Here is a 19,827-nt window from a genome sequence, read left to right as displayed (position 1 = left end):
ATAAAATAAAAAAAAGATACCGAAAAATAGTATAAAAATCTGGTATCTTTTTTTATATTGCATTTATGTTGCATAATAGTGCTTATATTATTTTAAGTTGATTTACATCAAGAAGTTCTACTCTAAAAGGCAGCGACATCAGTATTTCTTTCGTCAATTCTTTTGTATCGATAACAGTTCTTACAAATCCAATTCCTTTTTTGCCATCTAATGCGGTAACCACTCCCAAGTATTCGCAGCCTTCTATAATACGTGTTACAAACGTCATATTTTCTGGTTTTATACGGAAATAAACCCAATCGTGATTCATGACTCTGCCACCTTTCGGCGCATCATAGAATACGGCTGCAGCGGCGTATCAATATAAATACCCACCTTCATCTGCGGATGAGGCGCTACAGTAATAATCGCGTTCTTTTCATCAATCATTTTTGTAATAATATGATGCACATTTTTCCCTCGAGGTTGTAAAAACTCAACGGTATCGCCAACTTTAAAATTATTGCGCTGTTCCAAATATACGATTTTTTTTTCTTTGTCATAGGAAGTAACAAGACCGATAAATTCATGTGTCTGTGTATTACTGGAGTGGCTGTATACTTGATCGGCTTCCGTTGGACGAGATACAGAAAACCCTTTCGTATATGGTCGGTGAGAAATCTTCTCCAATTCATCCAGCCATTCCTGTTTTACAGAAAAATGTTCAGGATCTCGTTCAAATGCATCCAAAGCTTCCCGATAAACTTTTACTACAGTAGCAACATAATGTACACTTTTCATACGTCCTTCTATTTTCAGACTACATAAGCCTGCCTCATATAATGCAGGCAAATAAGGAAGCAGACACAAATCTTTCGAATTAAAAATATAGGTTCCCCTATCATCTTCCGTAACAGGAAAATATTGACCAGGCCGGGTTTCTTCAACAATATTATATTTCCAGCGGCAGGCTTGCACACATTGGCCACGGTTAGAATCTCTGTTTTGTGTAAAATAATTACTCAATAAACAACGTCCGGAATAAGAAATACACATAGCACCATGTACAAACCCTTCCAATTCAACCGGAACTTTTTCGTGAATAACTTTTATATCGGCAAGACTAACTTCTCTTGCCATAACCACACGTTTGGCACCGGCTTCCTGCCAGAATTTAGCCGATATCCAGTTTGTTGTATTCGCTTGCGTACTGATATGAACCGGCATCCGGGGAACAATTTTTCTGGCCAGATAAAACACACCCGGATCTGCCACTAAGATAGCATCTACCCCTATGCTGTCCAGATATTCCAAATATTCCGGCAAGCCTTTAAAATCATCATTATGAGGAAAAATATTAACGGTTACATGCACTTTCTTTTTCAAGGAATGTGCAAAAGAAACAGCCTCTCTTAGTTCTTCATCTGTAAAATTGCCGCTATAGGCACGCAATCCAAAAGCTTTCCCGCCTAAATAAACAGCATCGGCACCATAAAGCAATGCCATTTTCATTTTATCCATATTACCGGCAGGTGCCAATAATTCCATTTTCTGCATACTCGTATCCTTTCCAATAGGAAACGGTCATTCCGTCTCCGTTTTCATAAAAAGTCGTCTCAAATCTTTTATCCTGAGTTACCATTCGTAAATATTCTCGAAGCCGCATAACAATCGTACGATGTTTATGAGGTATCGTTCCCTTGATGCGTACCATTCCATGATATAAAATATTATCAGCAATAATAACTGCCCGCGGCGACAGTTCGGGAATTAATTTCACAAGCTGTCGTGAATACTGCCCTTTAGGCCCATCCAAAAAAACTAAGTCCCACGGACCTTTTAAATCATTTAAAAGAACGGCGGCATCTCCGATCAATTGTGTAACACGATCTTCGCAATGTGCTCGTGCAATGTATTCTCGTGCTTTATACGCGCGCTCCTTGTCAATCTCAATGGTAACAATCGATCCGTTTTCAGGCAGCAGCGGAACCATCTGCAATGTAGAATACCCAATAGCCGTTCCGATTTCCAAAACACGCTTCGGAGCCGCTTCCGCTATTAATCTGCAAAATAGAGTTACTTCCGTATCACGTAAAATAGGAATCATCTGCGCTGCTGCATATTTTTTCATTTCTTCAAATAACTCCTTCACGGCATATACTCCTTCACATTCTGCATATGTTCTTCATAGGTCCGGGAAAAATGATTATGCCCCTTAGCGTCTGCTACAAAAAACAAATATTCCGTATCTTTCACTTCGGCAACAGCCTTCAAGCAGTTTACCCCGGGATTGCCAATCGGTCCCGGAGGAAGTCCTGTATATAAATATGTATTATACGGAGAATCAATTTTCGTCTCTTCTATACTATAGGCTGATTTATGAGATCCTAAAGAATAAGAAAGGCTGGCATCAGACTGCAGCGGCATATTGATTTTCAACCGTTTAAGAAATACCGCGGCAATAATCGGCTGGTCTTCTTCATATTGTGCCTCTTTTTCTACCATGGAGGCTAATGTAACAAACTGATAAATTGACATATTGTGCTGGTCTGCGCTTTCCCTCATATTTTCTGTAAGATGCTTATCAAAATTATCCAGCATCATTTTTACTATCTGATCTGCCGTTGCCCCTCGCGGGATAAAATATGTATCAGGAAATAAAAAACCTTCTGACGGAAACGTAACTACACGATTTCCATACATATAAGGGTATAAGTTTTTCGTATCTGCCGCTGCCGACAAAAAATCAGCCTCTTTCACCAATCCTTTTTGATCGAGCACTTGGGCAATGCGACGAACCGTATATCCTTCAGGAATCACAATGCGTTCCGCTTCTGATTTACCGCTTACCAATTTTGCCATTAAATCATGCAGGCTCATGCGGTTGTTGACCAGATATTCTCCTTGTTTCATTGTATTGGCTGTTCCCGTTAAAGTTGCCACTGCCCGAAACCACCACGTATTGGAAATAATCCCTTTTTTTTGTAATTCTGCGGCAATCTCACCGGCAGTCATCGTATCGTGAACTTCTATATACGCTTCTGCCGGTTTTAAAAATGAAATAGGTGCATAATAAGCTGCCTCTGCACTGACCACTCCCAAAATAATAAAACAGCAAACTAAGGTTACGGTAATTTGTTTTTTATTCCAGGTATGGTTTTTCATGATTGATCCACTTGTATTAACTTCTTGTGTATTATTTTTTTTATCCATAATGTATCTATTATACTGTAAAATTATTGTATGTGGCAAATATTCATATTTAAAATACTATGAATAGGCAATACTATTTCATCAAAATAAAATAATGCCGACAAAAACAGTCTTTGTCGGCGTTATCCCCTTTTTATCAAAATTTACTTGGACGGACTCCAAATACGTTGCTGTTGCGCCAACTCTTCTCGCTGATCTATCTGCTGTGATTGTAAATCAGACTGCTGTTCATCTGCATCTGCTTCAGCAGACTGTTGTACAGCCGCTTGAGCTGTCACCGTATTTTGACTGTTTGAAGATTGTTTTGCCGCTGATAATGCTGCTTTTGCACCATCCTCCTGCGCTTTGATTCGATCATTCTCCGCTTGACGCATTTGTTCCCGTATTCGTGATTCCAATGGAATATCCGGAAAGGCACGAACATCGACATAGACTTCAAAAAGTCGATTCCACGGCAACGTAACTTGAATCGTCCGTGGATCAACACCAAGATAATCTTTTGCATATCGCTGCAATTGTTCTTTGGTGCGGCTCTGCAATTCTGCATTGATCGTAGAAAAGTATTGAGGCTCTTCATTTTTTTTGATTTTTTCCTGCATGCGTGTAATATAATCACGGACATTCGCTTGATATGCCCAATTATCAAGATATTGGGTTGTCAACATACGCTGGTGTGCATCAGCCGTCATATATTTAGATAAAATTCCCTGTGAAACTCCGTATCCCACAGAATTACTAGCCGTATTCCAACCATTATAGGCAGCTAAACTATACATAATTTTATCCATATATAACCCATAAACCAATGTATTATCTGATCCATTAGAAAAAGCCATATCAACTATACTCACCGGGATACCCGCCTGTATTGCTTTTTCGATTTGTCCCAGAAATACCTTCGTAGAATCAAGCATAATCGGAAAGTTTTCAAAATTAGCTGACTCTGAAGTCTGCGTTGTCAACGGCGTATTAACTGCCAGCAGTAAATCAGGACGTTCTTTATCGGTAATAACTCCGCCTACAGCTTCAATGTGCGCTTTAATTGTCTTGCCAATTTCCTGCCCGTCATAACTTGGAACGGTCCTGGCACCCCCGCCAAGAGGATAAATAACGGTAATTTTAGGATGATAATTGTTAAAATCATTACTTGCTCGCGTGATAAGCAGCAATCCAAGCTGATCAGCCCCCGGAAAAGATCCATATACGTTATTAGAAACTCCCTTGCTTTCCGTTTCAAGGTATTTTGCTTCCAAAGCGGATTGTGTATGAGTAGAATTATCATCATGACCCAGACAAAAATATGTAAAAATGCCTTTTTTGGCACACTGAATCAGTATATGATTTACCATCATATTTTTACGACGCCGATTGTACCAATCCTGCAGATATTCCATGGGTACACGTTGTACAATATTGAACCAGTCTGTTCGTTCCTGCGGGTTCAGCCCTTCTTCGTCCATTTTTGACTGCAGTGCCGATAATTCATAAATATCATTTCCATACGTCAAATAATAATCAGGTTCTACCCCCTGTCCACCGGCCCAAGGGCTGCGCATAACAGTACTAAAAGCATAGATAGGAATATGGCTGTGATTATTTTTAATTTTTTCAATTTCATTTATCCGCCTGACTAACGTTGCCATATCCATATTATGCTTACGGGAATCTACCAATCCCCCATAAACAAGAGAATCTACAGAAAGCACCATAGCATCGGCTTCCCCGGCATGAGCATCAACCCACTGCAAAAGCTGTTCCGGAGATCCCTTAAAATTACTGCCCGACAAATATTTCTGCGGCGGTGTAATAATTGTATATCCGGCATCCTGTGCTGTGCTGACGGTATATGCAAGATCAACGGGTCGGTTATCCTGCGGCACATATAAAATGGTTTTTGCTAATGCCGCTGGTCCAGTACACAATATCATTGCAAATACAGCAAAACGTATTACTTTATGTAGCAATTTCAACTAAATCACCTCAAACTAAAATATTGTATTAATTATAGCAAAAACCAATGACAATTACAAAATATCATCTCTTCGTTTACGGCGGACACGAGGAAGATTCCAATGAAAATGAATAGCTAAAACACGTAATATTAACGTGATGCTAAATCCTATAATGCAAGATATTTCAGCAGGAATTCCCAGTATAATAAACGTAATATACAACATGCATGAACCGATCAAAGAGGCCGAGGCATAAACATCCTGTAAAAAAATAATCGGCACTTGTCCTGCCAAGACATCACGAATAACTCCGCCGCCAATAGCGGTAACAACGCCAAGAGTAACAGCTAAAACCCACATATTGGGATAATAACTACACCCCAGCATCGTCCCCGTAACAGTAAAAGACCCCAGTCCTATGGCATCGGACATTAAATATACATTTTTGAAGCGGTCCATCAAGTCACGCCGCATAGTAATATATCGAATAATGGCACACGTTACGGCAATCGTTATAATAACAATCCATAAATACAAATCATCTCGCAGCGCTGCCGGAGGAATATTGCCAATAATAATATCACGAAGTATGCCGCCGCCAACTGCAGTTGCTGCTGCAAGAACAAATACGCCAAAAATATCCATTCTTCTCGATACGGCAACCATTGTCCCCGATAAAGCAAATGCCGTCGTTCCTAATATATCAAATAATTGCCACCATAATGATTGCATTACCATCCACCATCCTGTAAAATTATACTATCAGTATGTATCATATCATAAAATGCCCATAATAACCAACCTTTCTGGTTATCAATATGTGCGTTATATAAAGGAGAAAATCATGACGAAGGATGAGTTCTACATGGGAAAAGCATTACGTGAAGCAAAAATCGCCTATGCCGTAGGAGAAATTCCAATTGGGGCCATTATTGTGTTTGAAAAAAGAGTTATTGCTTCTGCCTATAATTTACGCGAAACGCTGCCCTGTGCTACCGCACATGCCGAATTATTAGCTATAGAAAAAGCCTGCCGGGCATTATCCCGCTGGCGTCTTTCCGGATGCACGTTATATGTCACAGTAGAACCATGTCCCATGTGTGCCGGTGCTATTGTCAATAGTCGCCTGGATCGTCTGGTATATGGCTGTGATGATCCTAAAGGCGGAGCTGTCCGTTCACTATTTTGTATAGTAAATAATCCCAGTTTAAATCATCAGACAGACGTTACTTCCGGAATACGAACAGAAGAATGCAGCCGGCTGATGAAAGATTTTTTTAGACAAAGAAGGCAATAACATAAAGATAAAGATTGCGGCTACCGCTTACAAGGATTTAAAATGTAAGGGTATCCACACTACCTGTCTGATCCATTTCCGTCTAATATCTTGCACACAAATTTAGTCTTTACATGACATAAAATACCTCTGAATAGGGAGAACAAGCATCTTCACAACCCTATCCAGAGGTATTTTAATGTGTTTTATGAATTTTTACTGTTTATTCCTCTAAATTTTTAATCAATAATTCATTGACCGCACCAGGATTAGCACGGCCTTTTGTCTGCTTCATAACCTGCCCTACCAGAAAACCAACAGCTTTTTTCTTACCGGCTTTATAATCTGCAACAGATTGCGGATTTGATGTAATAATAGTCTTAATAATTTTTTCCAATGCACCTGTATCAGAAATCTGGACAAGACCTTTTTCTTTTACAACCTCTGCGGCTGATTTTCCGGATTGCCACATTTCAGGCAATACCGATTTAGCAATTTTACCAGATATAGTACCTTTAGAAATCAATTCCAAAAGTTCAGCTAACGCGTTCGGAGTAACCGGGGCTTTATCGGCTGTCAAGCCGGTACCATTTAATTGTTTAGCAAATTCCCCTTGCATCCAATTAGATGCTGTTTTAACATCAACACCAGCAGCCACTACCGCTTCAAAGTAGTCTGCCGTCTGTTTATCCAGTGTAAGAAGATTCGCATCATATTCAGGTAATCCCAACTCTTCAACAAAACGCTTGCATCTCGCATCCGGCATTTCCGGGATTTCTTTGCGGATTTCTTCAATCCATTCAGGAGATACTTCTATAGGAATCAAATCAGGTTCAGGAAAGAAACGATAGTCATTTGTTCCTTCCTTGACACGTTGTGTAACTGTAATCTCTTTATTTTCGTCCCAGCCGCGGGTTTCCTGAATAACGGTTCCTCCGTCTTCAATAAGCTCGGCCTGGCGAACTGCCTCAAATTCAATACCTTTTTGAACCCCGCTGAAAGAATTAATATTTTTCAATTCAGCCTTTGTACCTAATTCAGCCGTTCCGACCGGACGTACGGAAATATTAGCATCGCAGCGCATACTTCCTTCTTCCATACGGCAATCCGATACATCAAGGTACTGCAATATAGACCGCAGTTTTTCCAAGTATGCTTTAGCTTCTTCACCACTGCGGATATCCGGTTCCGATACGATTTCCAACAAAGGCACACCTGTACGGTTATAATCAACATATGTCGTATCGGACGTATCAATGGAAGCGCCATTATGGACAAGTTTACCGGCATCCTCTTCCATATGGATACGAGTCAATCGGATGCGCCGTGTTTCACCGCCGACTTCTATATCCACATGCCCATTCAAACAAATTGGCAGATCATACTGCGAGGTCTGAAAATTCTTCGGCAAATCAGGATAATAGTAATTTTTACGATCGAATTTACTGTATGGTAAAATATCACAATGTAATGCCAATCCTGCTTTAATAGCAAAATGCAGCACTTCTTTATTCAAAACCGGCAATACGCCAGGAAGCCCCAAACATACAGGACATACATGTGTATTGGGTTCGGCACCGAATTCTGTACTGCAGCCGCAAAAAATCTTTGTTTTCGTCTTTAATTCACAATGGACCTCCAGCCCAATGACGGATTCGTATTTCATTATAATTCAACCTCCCTCATAGGCGGCTGCTTTTTCAAATCGGTACGATTTTGTTCAAACGTATATGCAGTCCGCAGCAGCGTTTCTTCATCAAGAGCTTTGGCAATAAGCTGCATGCCGATAGGCAGTCCATCCTTATATCCGCAGCAAATATTCATACCGGGAAGCCCCGTCAAATTTAATGTAACAGTACAGATGTCACCTAGGTACATCGCCAGTGGATCATCCGTATTCTGCCCAATTTTAAAGGCCGTATCCGGTACTGTCGGAGTCAAGAGCACATCAACCTGCTTCAAGGCTTCGTCATAATCGCTCTTCACCAGCGTACGTACCTTCATCGCCCGCAGATAGTATGCATCGTAATATCCCGAGCTTAAAACATACGTGCCAAGCAGAATACGGCGTTTTACTTCAGCGCCAAATCCTGCAGAACGAGTTTTCTTATACATATCTACAATGTCAGTGCCCGGAATGCGCAGCCCGAATCCTACTCCGTCAAACCGAGCTAAATTGGAGCTGGCTTCAGCGGGAGCAATAATGTAATACGCTGCCAGTCCATATTTCATATGAGGCATTTTAAGCGAAATTATCTCAGCACCTAATTTTTTATACGTATCAATCGCTTCTTCTAGCGCTTTTCTGCACTCAGAATCAAGCCCTTCAGCAAAATATTCTTCGGGAATACCAATTTTCAGCCCTCTAACATCATTAACCAACGCTTTTTTATAATCCTTTTTTTCCTGTACAATGGAAGTGGAATCTTTGCTGTCATGACCAGCAATCGCATTCAGCACGATAGCACAATCCGTAACGTCCGTTGTAATAGGCCCGATTTGATCCAGCGATGAAGCAAAGGCAATCAAGCCATATCGGGAAATCAGTCCATAAGTAGGTTTCATACCGACTAACCCACAATACGATGCAGGCTGGCGAATGGATCCTCCCGTGTCAGATCCCAAGGCCCATACAGCTTCTCCCGAAGCAACAGCAGCTGCAGATCCTCCGGAAGATCCACCTGGGACGCAGTCCAGATTCCAAGGATTGTGTGTTATTTGAAAAGCAGAATTTTCGGTCGAACTCCCCATGGCAAATTCATCCATATTCGTTTTTCCAAGACTGACATAATCGGCATTCATCAATTTTTCAATAACAGTCGCATTATATGGCGATTTAAAATTTTCCAGCATCCGAGAGGCACAGGTAGCATTTTGCCCTTTGATGCATATATTATCTTTTATAGCACTCGGTATACCGGCTAAATCCGAAATACTCTCTCCTGCAGCTATTTTCTTGTCAACTGCCGCTGCTGCTTCCAGCGCATATTCACGATTATCTGACAAAAAAGCTTGAACTCGGGGTTCAACAGCATCTTTGTGAGCAAGATACTTCTTTGTTAGTTCAACGGACGTAATTTCACCAGTAACTAATTTTTCATGTAATACATGTATTGTCGACGCTTCCACCATATGCCTCCTAATCCTGAATAACCTTGGGAACTTTAAAATAACCGTTTTCTTGTTCCGGTGCATTCTGCAGTGCTTTTTCATTCGCCAAAGACGGTTGAGGCACATCTTCACGCATAACATTGCGCATAGATACGGCATGTCCTGTCGGTTCTACATCACTTATATCGACTTGGCTGATTAAATCCATGTACGTCAAAATGTCATTTAACTGTTTCCCAACGGAATCAATCTGATTATCCTGGATTTCCAATCGGGACAATAGTGCGATTTTTTTTATTTCCTCTGCACTGATTTTCATATGGACACCCCTTGTTGAAAATATTTTATCTATAACTTTACAATAAATTATTATACCATTTTTTTTATTCTCTTTCCAACCATTGACAGAACTCTTCTTCATCTATAACACGAATTCCCAGTTGATTTGCCCTATCAAACTTACTTCCCGGTTCGCTTCCGACCACTACCAATGTCGTTTTCTTTGTTACAGATGATGTGACCTTGCCGCCTCTATCTTCAACCGCTTTTTGTCCTTCTTGCCGAGTCATATTTACTAATTTTCCTGTAAGAACAACGATTTCTCCATCAAAAGAAGTATTGATAAGTTTTTTCTTTTCTGCTGTCATAACAATTCCATGAGCAGCAAGTTTTTGTATTAAATCCCGATGTTTTGAATCAGAAAAATAAGAAATAAGACTATTGGCAATTCTCGGGCCTACTTCATCAATAGCGGTAAGTTCTTCTGCCGAAGCACGCATAATAGCCGACATAGAGCCGAAATATTCGGCCAAGATACGTCCAACTTTCGCTCCCACAAACCGTATTCCCAAAGCAAAGATAACACGCGCTAACCCTACTGTGCGACTATCATCAATCGCACTCAACAAATTTTCTGCTGCTTTATCGGCAAATCCGTCCAAACTCAACAGGTTTTCTTTTGTTAAGTCATAAAGATCTGCTACCGTATGAATCATATGACGATCCAAAAGCTGGCTGACGATAGCATCTCCCAGTCCATCGATATTCATGGCATCACGGGACACAAAATGTGCCACTCGTTCCACGAGTACAGCGGGACAATCGGGATTTATACACCGTACCGCTGCTTCTCCTTCCCGGCGAACAACCGTCCCGCCGCAGCTAGGACAGACCGTGGGCATAGTAAATATCTTTTCGGTTCCCTGCCGGACCTCTACTATTGGTTTTACAACTTCCGGAATAATTTCTCCTGCTTTTTGTATAATAACAGTATCCCCGATACGAATGTCTTTTTCTTTAATATAATCTTCATTATGCAGCGTAGCTCGTTTGACTACCGTACCCGCCAAACGAACCGGTGCCAAATCAGCTGCCGGAGTCAGTACTCCCGTACGTCCTAAGGAAACCGATATATCAAGAACTTTAGTTTCAGCCCTTTCCGGCGGAAATTTATAAGCTATTGCCCAACGAGGAATTTTAATAGTGTTTCCCAGACGTTCCTGCTGTGAAAAAGAGTTTACTTTAACTACCATTCCATCCGTAGCATATGGTAAATCTCGGCGTCGTTCATCCCAGCTGTGAATAAACTGAATAACATCGGACATATCTGTAAATTTTCTATATTCAGGATTAACGTGAAAATGAAAGTTCTTAAGCCGCTGCAATAATTCTTCCTGACTCTGTATTACTAATCCTACGTTGCCCCCCAGTGCATACGCAAAAAATGCTAATTTCCGCCGAGCCGTAACATTCGGATCCAATTGGCGCAAAGAACCCGCCGCAGCATTTCGAGGATTTGCAAACGGTTCGAGTTCGTCCTCTATCCTCTGCCTATTCAATTGCTCAAAAGAATCAATAGGCATATACACTTCACCGCGTACTTCTATATGCTCGGAATCACTGTCAATATGGAGAGGGATAGTTCTAATAGTACGGACATTATTTGTAATGTCCTCTCCCACTCTGCCATCTCCCCGCGTAACACCTCGAACAAATTTCCCCTTTTCATATATAAGATTGACGGCTAACCCATCAATTTTCAATTCTACAACATATTCCAATTTTTCATCAACTAAATCATTTCGTGTACGCTGATCAAACTCTATCAATTCATTATCATTGAAAACATCACCTAAACTAAGCATAGGACGATCATGTGTATATTTGGCAAAACCTCCTGATATTTTAGAACCAACCCGCTGTGTTGGTGAATCAGGCGTAATCCATTCCGGATGTTCTTTTTCGATATCTTCAAGACGTCGATACTGCATATCATATTCATAATCACTGATTTCCGGCTTATCTTTCGTATAGTAGCGATAACTGTGATAATCAAGCAGCTTGCGTAGTTTTTGCAGTTCCTGATACAAATCCGATGTATTATCCATACGATATACCTCCTATTCCTTTTCGATAGGTGCATATTTTACAACAACCTGCCGAACTCCTTTCGTAGGAAACTCAATTTTCATCTGCATAGTCGAGCCTTCTCCCATAACCTCAAGAACCTTCCCCATTCCCCAAATTTTATGCCGTACATTGTCCCCCGGTTTCCATGAATCATCTACTTCATGTTTTTCAGGAAGAGTTGAACTCACAGGCTGTGACAGAATAGATAATCGCTGCCTTGACGGTACCCATGATGACGGTTCCGGCATTTTAACACGTCTTTTATATTCTTCTATAAGATCTTCGGGTATCTCACGGAGGAAACGACTGGGAAGATATGCCGAAATATGCCCATACATCGTACGAGTCGAAGCATTCGTCAGATATAACTGCTGTTCAGCACGCGTAATCCCTACATAACATAACCGCCGTTCCTCCTCAATTTGTTCAGGATCCATAAGAGTTCTGCTGTGAGGAAATAATCCTTCGTCCATACCTGCCAGAAAAACTACGGGGAATTCCAATCCCTTTGCAGAATGGAGCGTCATCAAAGTAACCTTGGATTCTGAATTTTCAAATTCGTCAACATCATTAACCAATGCAATATTTTCTAAAAAATCCTGTAATGTCCCTTGTGGATTGGAATTCATAAAATCCTTGGCAACCGACAAGAATTCTCCTAAATTTTCTTTGCGGCTTTCGCCTTTGGGATCATGCGCTGCTTCTGCATCAATCATTGCACCATACCCACTTTGCCGGATAACTTCTTCAATAAGGGTCATCACGTCCCATTCCCCCACACGATTCAGTAAATCAAAAATAAGCACGGCAAAACTTTCCAATGATTCTTTTGCCCGTTTTGTTACGGGCAGTTCTTCCGGAGAAGACAATGCTTCAAAAATAGAAATCTCATTTTTTTCAGCATACTCCGTCAAATGTTCCAATGTCGTTGCTCCCAAACTACGCTTGGGTACATTAATAATGCGCATAAGGCTCAAACTGTCTTCGGGATTATACAAGACGCGCAAATAGGCAATAATATCTTTTATTTCTTTGCGGTCATAAAATTTTGTTCCTCCCACCATCGTATACGGAATACCATAATGCATTAACGCTTCTTCCAAAGTACGGGACTGAGAATTCGTGCGGAAAAGAATGACCATATGTCCGTATGGTTCGTGTTCGATTTCATGCCTGTTGTATAGGATGCCTCCGATATAATCGGCTTCATCATGCTCTGTTTGCGCATGATAATAAATGATTTTATGACCGTCGGGATTACAAGTCCACAATTCTTTCTTCGGCCGGCTTTCATTATGTTCAATAACCGCATTTGCTGCCTCTAGAATCGTTTTAGTGGAACGATAATTCTGTTCCAGCTTAATTTGTGCTGCCTGAGGATAATCTTTTCCAAATTCTATAATATTCTGTATATCTGCACCGCGCCAGGCATAAATACTCTGATCCGCATCACCGACAACGCATATATTCTGCCATTTTGCCGCCAATATGCGTGTCAGCAAATATTGTGCATGATTTGTATCTTGATATTCATCCACCAAAATATATTGAAATCTATTTTGATACTTTTCCTTTACATTCCGGTTCGTCTGCAACAGTTTAACCGTTAAAAGAAGCAAATCATCAAAATCCATTGCATTATTATCTTTTAATTTTTTTTCATATAAGGTATATACATCAGAAACTTTTTGTTCATAAAAGTCTCCGGCCTGTTTCGCATACTCCGGTGCCTGAAGAAGGCAATTTTTCGCTCCCGATATCGTCGACAAAACGGAACGAGGCGGAAATTGCTTTTCATCTAAATTAATTTCTTTTAAACAATCTTTTACAAGAACCAGTTGATCAGATGCATCATATATTGTAAAATTGCGGCTGTATCCATCAAACCCATCAATTTCAAAACGCAGCAGTTTAGCACAAAAAGAATGAAAGGTACTGAGCCAAATGCGTTCTGCTTCGGCACCTACAAGATTACGTACTCGTTCCTGCATTTCTTTAGCTGCCTTATTGGTAAAGGTAATTGCTAAAATACAATACGGCGCAACCCCTTTTTCCAATAGATTAGCAATACGGCAGGTAAGTACCTTAGTTTTCCCGGAACCGGCTCCAGCCATGATCAACAAAGGACCTTCCGTATGTTTTACCGCTTCTATTTGTTTTTCATTCAATGTATCATAAATCGGATTCATGAAAACTCCTTAAACACGAACCAAGGCCCACACCACCATCAGTATGAGGGCCTTGGCAATTATTTACTAAAAAAAATCAACGCAAGTCTTTAATCGCCGCTAAAACAGGCGGTACGATTTGTTTTTTACGACTCATCACATGGGGAAGGTACACTTCTTTATCAAGAATATCCTTGGCAAACGCTTTATTGATAACGTCTTCGAAATTACCCGCAAAAATAAGATTTGTCGATTCATCAATAATGCTGGTAATCATTAACAAAGATGCCGCATAACCAGCTCCTGTACGCATCTTTTCCAATGCATTGAGCAAAACTTCTTTTTGGTCAAGCAAGTCCTTTGTATCCATGACCTGAACCTGAGATATGGAGATGACTTGATCTTTTTCCGAAAATTCCTTCATATCATTGTGTGAAATTTCATCCGGTGATAAATCAGACACATTAGCGCCCGCTTTAAGCATGCTTAAACCATATTGCTGTATATCCACTCCGGCAATTGCCGCAAGTTTTTCACAAGCTGCTTTATCTTCATCCGTACACGTAGGAGAACGGAATAAAACGGTATCAGAAATAATAGCAGATAACAACAATCCCGCTATATCTTTAGGAATTTCCTTATGATATAAATCATATAATTGTGTTACGATAGTACTAGTACAACCAACCGGTTTAAAAAGAACAAAAATAGGGCTATCTGTAGTAATGCCGCCGCCAATACGGTGATGATCAATATTTTCAATCACTTCCGCTTCATCAATGCCATCAATTATTTGTTTCTTTTCATTATGATCAACAAGAATCACTTGCTGCTTTTCTGCACGTTCAATAGATGCCGCACAAATCAGCCCATAATATTTCCCTTCTTTTACAACAACATACACTCCTTCTGATTTTACATCATGAGCAAAATCAGTTGTTTTATAAAAAATTTCGGGATCATGAACCAGTGCTTTAATCGTCGTCAATTCCTGTCCCAGCAGATTTTTGATAAATTCGTCAGCGAAACTGGATTTATCAAGGATGCCCGCAAATTTCCCATTATCCACGACCGGAGCAAATTCAAGAAGATTAACAGAGAACCACTTCGCCGCATCTTTTAAACTGGAATTCAAAGATAATGCTGCAACCGTTGTATCTACCGCTTCGGCAACTGTGATATAAAAATTTTTCACTAACGGCTGGAGAGCAACCTTAAAATAATTCAATGCAAATTCAGTTTCCTTGTTTATTTCACCGGCACGGATAGCCACCGCATCTACATTCATCAGTTGTTTCAATTTTGCATATGCAATAGAAGAACAAATAGAATCTGTATCCGGGCTCTTATGGCCTGTAACAAAAATATGTCTTTCTGCCAATGTACTCACCTCATATTAAAATTAGTTAATGGTTAAATATATACTCTAGTGACTATTATAACATAGCGGCCTATCCTATTCAAAAAAAAATTAAACCTAGTTAAATCAATGAAAAAAAACAAGAGTTGGAATAATCCAACTCTTGTTTGTGTCTTTTACTACTAGGACCGTTTTTCGCGAATACGGGCTGCTTTGCCTGTAAGCCCGCGCAAATAATGCAATTTTGCACGACGCACAATACCACGGCGGACAACTTCAATTCTTGCCAAACGAGGAGAGTGTACCAAGAAAGTACGTTCGACTCCTATGCCATACGAAATACGACGAACCGTGAATGTTTCACGGACACCGCCATTTTGACGGCCAATAACCAGACCTTCAAAAATCTGAATACGTTCCCTATTGCCTTCTACGACCTTTACATGTACCTTTACGGTATCACCGGGGCGAAAATCAGGAATGTCACTGCGAAGTTGTTCTTGTTCAAGCACGCTGATAATGTTCATTTATATTTTCCTCCTTGAGACATTCGTGCCCTGCGGCACCATCTCAAGCATGGTACATCGCGAAGCGGACAGAGGACTGTCTAGATTAACAGAGTTATTTTATCACATAATTGACTTATTAGCAATACCTTATTTCTTTTATTTTGCCGCAGTTTGCGCATTTGCTGGTACAAAAGATGCCTCCATATGGGCAATAATCGTTTTATACTTTTCTTTTTGAGATAACGGATACGCAAGTCCGAACGAAGCATATGTGCCTTTATTCAAAACTACTTTTTTGTAATAGCCCATATTATCTTTTTCCCAAGCGATAGCATAATAATTTTTTCCCATGGATTTGTTTGTAAGTTTTGGAAAATTGATAATTCCCATATCCACATTATAAAGATTCTGCAGCGTAAAATGCATTGTATTATCCGCTCCGTATACAGTATATGTCGTACCATCTGCAGGATCAATAAAATTACATCCGTCACCGTTTGTCGAAGGAATGGCCTCGGTAGCCTTCACGGGTATATCAACAGCATACTGAAAACGTGAATTTTCATACCGGTAGTAGTTGGCATCGTTCGTTTTCAATACCTCTACCGTATTCATATCGTCATTACCAGCTCCGTTAATATCCATTGTATTATCGGCAGCAAAAGAACCTGACATGATCATCATGGTAACAGCCGTGATCAACAGTATTATTTTTTTCATTTTAACCCCTTCCTTTCAATTAAAATTGTACCATTACTATACCATATTACACTACATTATACTATTAAAAAAAACAACAAAAAATTAAGATAGTTTCTTTATATCTCCCAGCGGGCTGATAAGACTAAATGTCAATGCCAAAAGATAAAGGCGATTGTTCTTAACTTCTTCATTTTCATGCATGACAAGCACATGGTCGAGGAATTCGTTAATAACCGCAATTCCTTCCTGCAAAACAGCAATAACACCATCATAATCATAGACAGCATATAATGCAGATAATTTAGGCTGCATATGCTCACAGGCCTGATACAGTTTCTTTTCTTCCGCTGTTTCAAACAATTCGGGAGTCACGTCGGTAATTTTCGTATTTTTGATCATATTTTCTACACGAGTAAAAGCTTGTAATATATCCGTCTGACTCATGATATCCGCATTCATCAGTGCTTGTGCCCGCTGTTCTGCCTCCGAAGCATCCAGCGTATCTGCACAGAGTACACAATCAATGATATGATAATCCATTCCTCGATCTTGAAAAATATTTTTTAGACGCAACCGAAAATACGCATCGAGTTGTTCTACAATTTTCTTTTGTTTTTGTGCCGGCACGCCTAAGAGATTCAAAATAAAACTAAATACTTCCTTGCAGTCCAGTTTCCAATGAGCCGTCATAAGAATATTCAAAATGCCAATTGTCTGACGGCGCAGCGCAAACGGATCTTGTGATCCCGTAGGAATGAGGCCCAGACTAAAGGATCCCACAATGGTATCAAATTTGTCAGCAAGACCCAAGACTTTTCCCATGATCGTTTGCGGCAGTTCATCACCGGCAAAACGAGGTAAATATTGTTCATTTATAGCTAAGGCAACTTCTTCTTTTTCACCATCAATACGGGCATATTCCATTCCCATAATACCCTGCAGTTCTGTAAACTCTGCCACCATTTGCGTTAAAAGATCCGTTTTAGCTAATTGAGCCGCTCTCACTAATAATGCATCTTCTGCCTCAACGATAGAGAGTTTGTTCTTCAAAAAGACCGTAATGGCTTCCAGTCGTTTTGCCTTATCATAAAGTGTCCCCAGTCCATCCTGAAAAACAATTTTCTTTAAATCCTCAACACGATCAATCAGTTTCGTTTTCCGATCTTCATCAAAAAAGAATTTTGCATCATCCAGACGCGCACGAAGTACACGTTCGTTGCCATGTTGAACTGTTTCCAAATGATACGCATTGCCGTTACGTACCGTAAGAAACATATTCATTAATTTTCCATTTTTATCCTTCATAGGAAAATAACGTTGATGGTCTTTCATCGGTGTAATGATAGCCGCCTCCGGTAATTGCAGAAACGCTTCGTCAAAATTACCGCACAATACCGTAGGATATTCAACTAAATACGTGACTTCTTCGAGCAGGTCTTCATCCATCATGATAGTCCCGCCTTTTTCTTCAGCCAATTTTTGCAATCCTTCCAAGATCATCTGCTTTCGTTCTTCAGGATCAACAATAACAAAATGTTTCTTCATGAGTTCTTTATACTCTTTCATAGAAGAAATCAAAAAATTTCCATCACTTAAAAAGCGATGTCCGCGGCTCTTATTTCCTGTATGTACATGGGCAATTTCAAAAGGTATTACATCTGTATCTAACAGTGCTACCATCCATCTGATAGGCCGGACAAAACGAACATCTTCATTGCCCCAAATCATGCTTTTAGGAAAGTTCAAAGAGAGTATAATATTTTTTAAAATATCCGGAAGTAATCCCTGCGTAGGAACTCCGGCACAGGTCACGTCAGCATATACATATCCATTTTCAACGACCAAATCTTCTACTTTGATTTTCTGGCCGCGAGCAAATCCCAAGGCCGCTTTGGTGGGATTCCCCGCAGCATCAAAAGCAATTTTAACAGAAGGTCCTTTATTTTTTGAAAAAATATCTTTTTGTTTGTCTGCCACTCCGCTGATACAAAGAACGATACGGCGAGGCGTCCCGAAGGAACATATATTTCCACAGGAAATATTCGCTTCTGCAAATTTTTCACCAGCCAGTTCCTTGATCTGCAATAACACATTTGGCATATAATGAGCCGGTATTTCTTCCGTGCCTATTTCCAGCAATACATCTTTGCTCATTTACTTATCCTCCTTTAACATAGGAAATCCCAATTTTTCTCGTTGTTCCAAATATCCTTTGGCACAAGCACGCGCCAAATTACGAACGCGCCCTATAAAAGCAGCCCGTTCACTCACACTAATAGCACCGCGTGCATCAAGTAGATTAAAAGTATGGGAACATTTCAGGGCATAATCATAGGCCGGAAGAACAAACCCCGATTCAATAATACGCATAGCTTCGGTTTCATATAAATCAAATAAATGAAACAGCAGTTTTGCATCACTAATTTGGAATGCATAGGTAGATTGTTCCACTTCATTTTGGTGAAAAATATCTCCATATGTAATTCCCTCCGTCCATTCCAAATCATATACATTATCCTTTTGCTGGATATACATGGCCAGCCGTTCCATGCCATATGTAATTTCTGAAGAAACAGGCTTGACATCAATGCCGCCAACTTGCTGAAAATATGTAAACTGTGTAATTTCCATGCCATCCAGCCATACTTCCCAGCCCAATCCCCATGCACCTAACGTCGGTGATTCCCAATTATCTTCGACAAAGCGGATATCATGTTCCTCTGCTTTAATGCCAAGTTTTGTCAAACTTTCCAAATAAAGTTCTTGGATATTATCAGGCGATGGCTTGCAAATAACTTGGAATTGATGATGTTGATACAACCGATTCGGGTTATCACCATACCGTCCGTCAGCCGGCCGGCGTGATGGCTCCACATACGCCACATGCCAAGGTTCCGGTCCCAAAGTACGCAAAAAAGTCGCAGGATTCATCGTACCCGCTCCTTTTTCTACATCATACGGTTCTTGAATAATGCAGCCCTGGGAAGACCAAAAGTGCTTCAATGCAAAAATCATTTCCTGAAAATTCATCTGTTTTCCCTCCTAAAATACAAAAAATCCCTGTAACATTAATAAATGTTACAGGGACGAGTACACACTTACCCGCGGTTCCACCCTGATTGATCTATAAGACCCTCTTCATTCTTTC

Annotated in this window: 17 protein-coding genes; 1 reads left to right on the top strand and 16 read right to left on the bottom strand. The window is 40.3% G+C overall.

Annotation, left to right across the window (positions count from 1 at the left end):
* Positions 1–82 precede the first annotated feature (82 nt).
* The 6 genes from NXG62_RS02525 to NXG62_RS02500 all read right to left on the bottom strand — a co-directional run bounded on the left by NXG62_RS02525 (position 83) and on the right by NXG62_RS02500 (position 5,876).
* A complete protein-coding gene (locus NXG62_RS02525; RefSeq protein ID WP_091647787.1) occupies positions 83–310 on the bottom strand; it encodes a DUF4911 domain-containing protein in 228 nt (75 codons plus the stop codon).
* Positions 307–1,527, bottom strand: coding sequence for a peptidase U32 family protein (locus NXG62_RS02520; RefSeq protein WP_091647946.1), 1,221 nt, complete (start codon positions 1,525–1,527; stop codon positions 307–309). The genes NXG62_RS02525 and NXG62_RS02520 overlap by 4 nt, the downstream gene beginning before the upstream one ends.
* A complete protein-coding gene (locus NXG62_RS02515) occupies positions 1,502–2,131 on the bottom strand; it encodes an O-methyltransferase (protein ID WP_427113429.1) in 630 nt (209 codons plus the stop codon). The genes NXG62_RS02520 and NXG62_RS02515 overlap by 26 nt, the downstream gene beginning before the upstream one ends.
* A complete protein-coding gene (gene mltG, locus NXG62_RS02510) occupies positions 2,128–3,144 on the bottom strand; it encodes an endolytic transglycosylase MltG (RefSeq protein WP_427113428.1) in 1,017 nt (338 codons plus the stop codon). Before mltG ends, NXG62_RS02515 begins: the two co-directional genes overlap by 4 nt.
* A gap of 191 nt (positions 3,145–3,335) precedes the next feature.
* Positions 3,336–5,162, bottom strand: a complete 1,827-nt coding sequence (locus NXG62_RS02505) for a DUF4127 family protein (protein WP_427113427.1) — start codon at positions 5,160–5,162, stop codon at positions 3,336–3,338.
* Positions 5,163–5,216: 54 nt separating this feature from the next.
* Entirely contained in the window at positions 5,217–5,876 is a 660-nt protein-coding gene (locus tag NXG62_RS02500; RefSeq protein ID WP_427113426.1) for a trimeric intracellular cation channel family protein, read from the bottom strand.
* A gap of 112 nt (positions 5,877–5,988) precedes the next feature.
* Between NXG62_RS02500 and tadA the strand changes: the two genes are divergently transcribed.
* Positions 5,989–6,441: a tRNA adenosine(34) deaminase TadA gene (gene tadA, locus NXG62_RS02495; RefSeq protein WP_427113425.1), complete on the top strand. Its 453-nt coding sequence runs from the start codon at positions 5,989–5,991 to the stop codon at positions 6,439–6,441.
* 202 nt (positions 6,442–6,643) lie between these two features.
* Here tadA and gatB read toward each other — a convergent pair whose 3' ends face one another.
* From gatB to glyQ, 10 genes are all read right to left on the bottom strand, one after another.
* Complete coding sequence (gene gatB, locus NXG62_RS02490) at positions 6,644–8,086, bottom strand: Asp-tRNA(Asn)/Glu-tRNA(Gln) amidotransferase subunit GatB (protein WP_427113424.1); 1,443 nt, start codon at positions 8,084–8,086, stop codon at positions 6,644–6,646.
* A complete protein-coding gene (gatA, locus tag NXG62_RS02485; protein ID WP_427113423.1) occupies positions 8,086–9,552 on the bottom strand; it encodes an Asp-tRNA(Asn)/Glu-tRNA(Gln) amidotransferase subunit GatA in 1,467 nt (488 codons plus the stop codon). The genes gatB and gatA overlap by 1 nt, the downstream gene beginning before the upstream one ends.
* Before the next feature lie 7 nt (positions 9,553–9,559).
* Complete coding sequence (gene gatC, locus NXG62_RS02480; protein WP_091647802.1) at positions 9,560–9,850, bottom strand: Asp-tRNA(Asn)/Glu-tRNA(Gln) amidotransferase subunit GatC; 291 nt, start codon at positions 9,848–9,850, stop codon at positions 9,560–9,562.
* 64 nt (positions 9,851–9,914) lie between these two features.
* Positions 9,915–11,918: an NAD-dependent DNA ligase LigA gene (gene ligA / locus NXG62_RS02475; protein WP_427113422.1), complete on the bottom strand. Its 2,004-nt coding sequence runs from the start codon at positions 11,916–11,918 to the stop codon at positions 9,915–9,917.
* A 12-nt stretch (positions 11,919–11,930) separates the two neighbouring features.
* Positions 11,931–14,129, bottom strand: coding sequence for a DNA helicase PcrA (gene pcrA / locus NXG62_RS02470; RefSeq protein WP_427113421.1), 2,199 nt, complete (start codon positions 14,127–14,129; stop codon positions 11,931–11,933).
* 76 nt (positions 14,130–14,205) lie between these two features.
* On the bottom strand, positions 14,206–15,489 hold the full coding sequence (locus NXG62_RS02465) for a manganese-dependent inorganic pyrophosphatase (protein ID WP_427113420.1): 1,284 nt from the start codon (positions 15,487–15,489) through the stop codon (positions 14,206–14,208).
* 161 nt (positions 15,490–15,650) lie between these two features.
* Positions 15,651–15,995 (bottom strand): 50S ribosomal protein L19, encoded by a 345-nt coding sequence (rplS, locus tag NXG62_RS02460; RefSeq protein ID WP_091647810.1) that lies wholly within the window; start codon positions 15,993–15,995, stop codon positions 15,651–15,653.
* Positions 15,996–16,133: 138 nt separating this feature from the next.
* Entirely contained in the window at positions 16,134–16,697 is a 564-nt protein-coding gene (locus NXG62_RS02455) for a hypothetical protein (protein WP_322351617.1), read from the bottom strand.
* A gap of 84 nt (positions 16,698–16,781) precedes the next feature.
* Positions 16,782–18,833, bottom strand: coding sequence for a glycine--tRNA ligase subunit beta (glyS, locus tag NXG62_RS02450; RefSeq protein ID WP_427113419.1), 2,052 nt, complete (start codon positions 18,831–18,833; stop codon positions 16,782–16,784).
* Complete coding sequence (gene glyQ / locus NXG62_RS02445; RefSeq protein ID WP_427113418.1) at positions 18,834–19,709, bottom strand: glycine--tRNA ligase subunit alpha; 876 nt, start codon at positions 19,707–19,709, stop codon at positions 18,834–18,836.
* Between the last annotated feature and the right edge of the window lie 118 nt (positions 19,710–19,827).

The organism is Megasphaera sueciensis, assembly GCF_050219315.1.
Taxonomy (GTDB): domain Bacteria; phylum Bacillota; class Negativicutes; order Veillonellales; family Megasphaeraceae; genus Megasphaera_A; species Megasphaera_A sueciensis.
The sequence above is the reverse complement of the archived record's forward strand: the minus strand, read 5'-3'. Positions and strand labels throughout refer to the sequence as shown.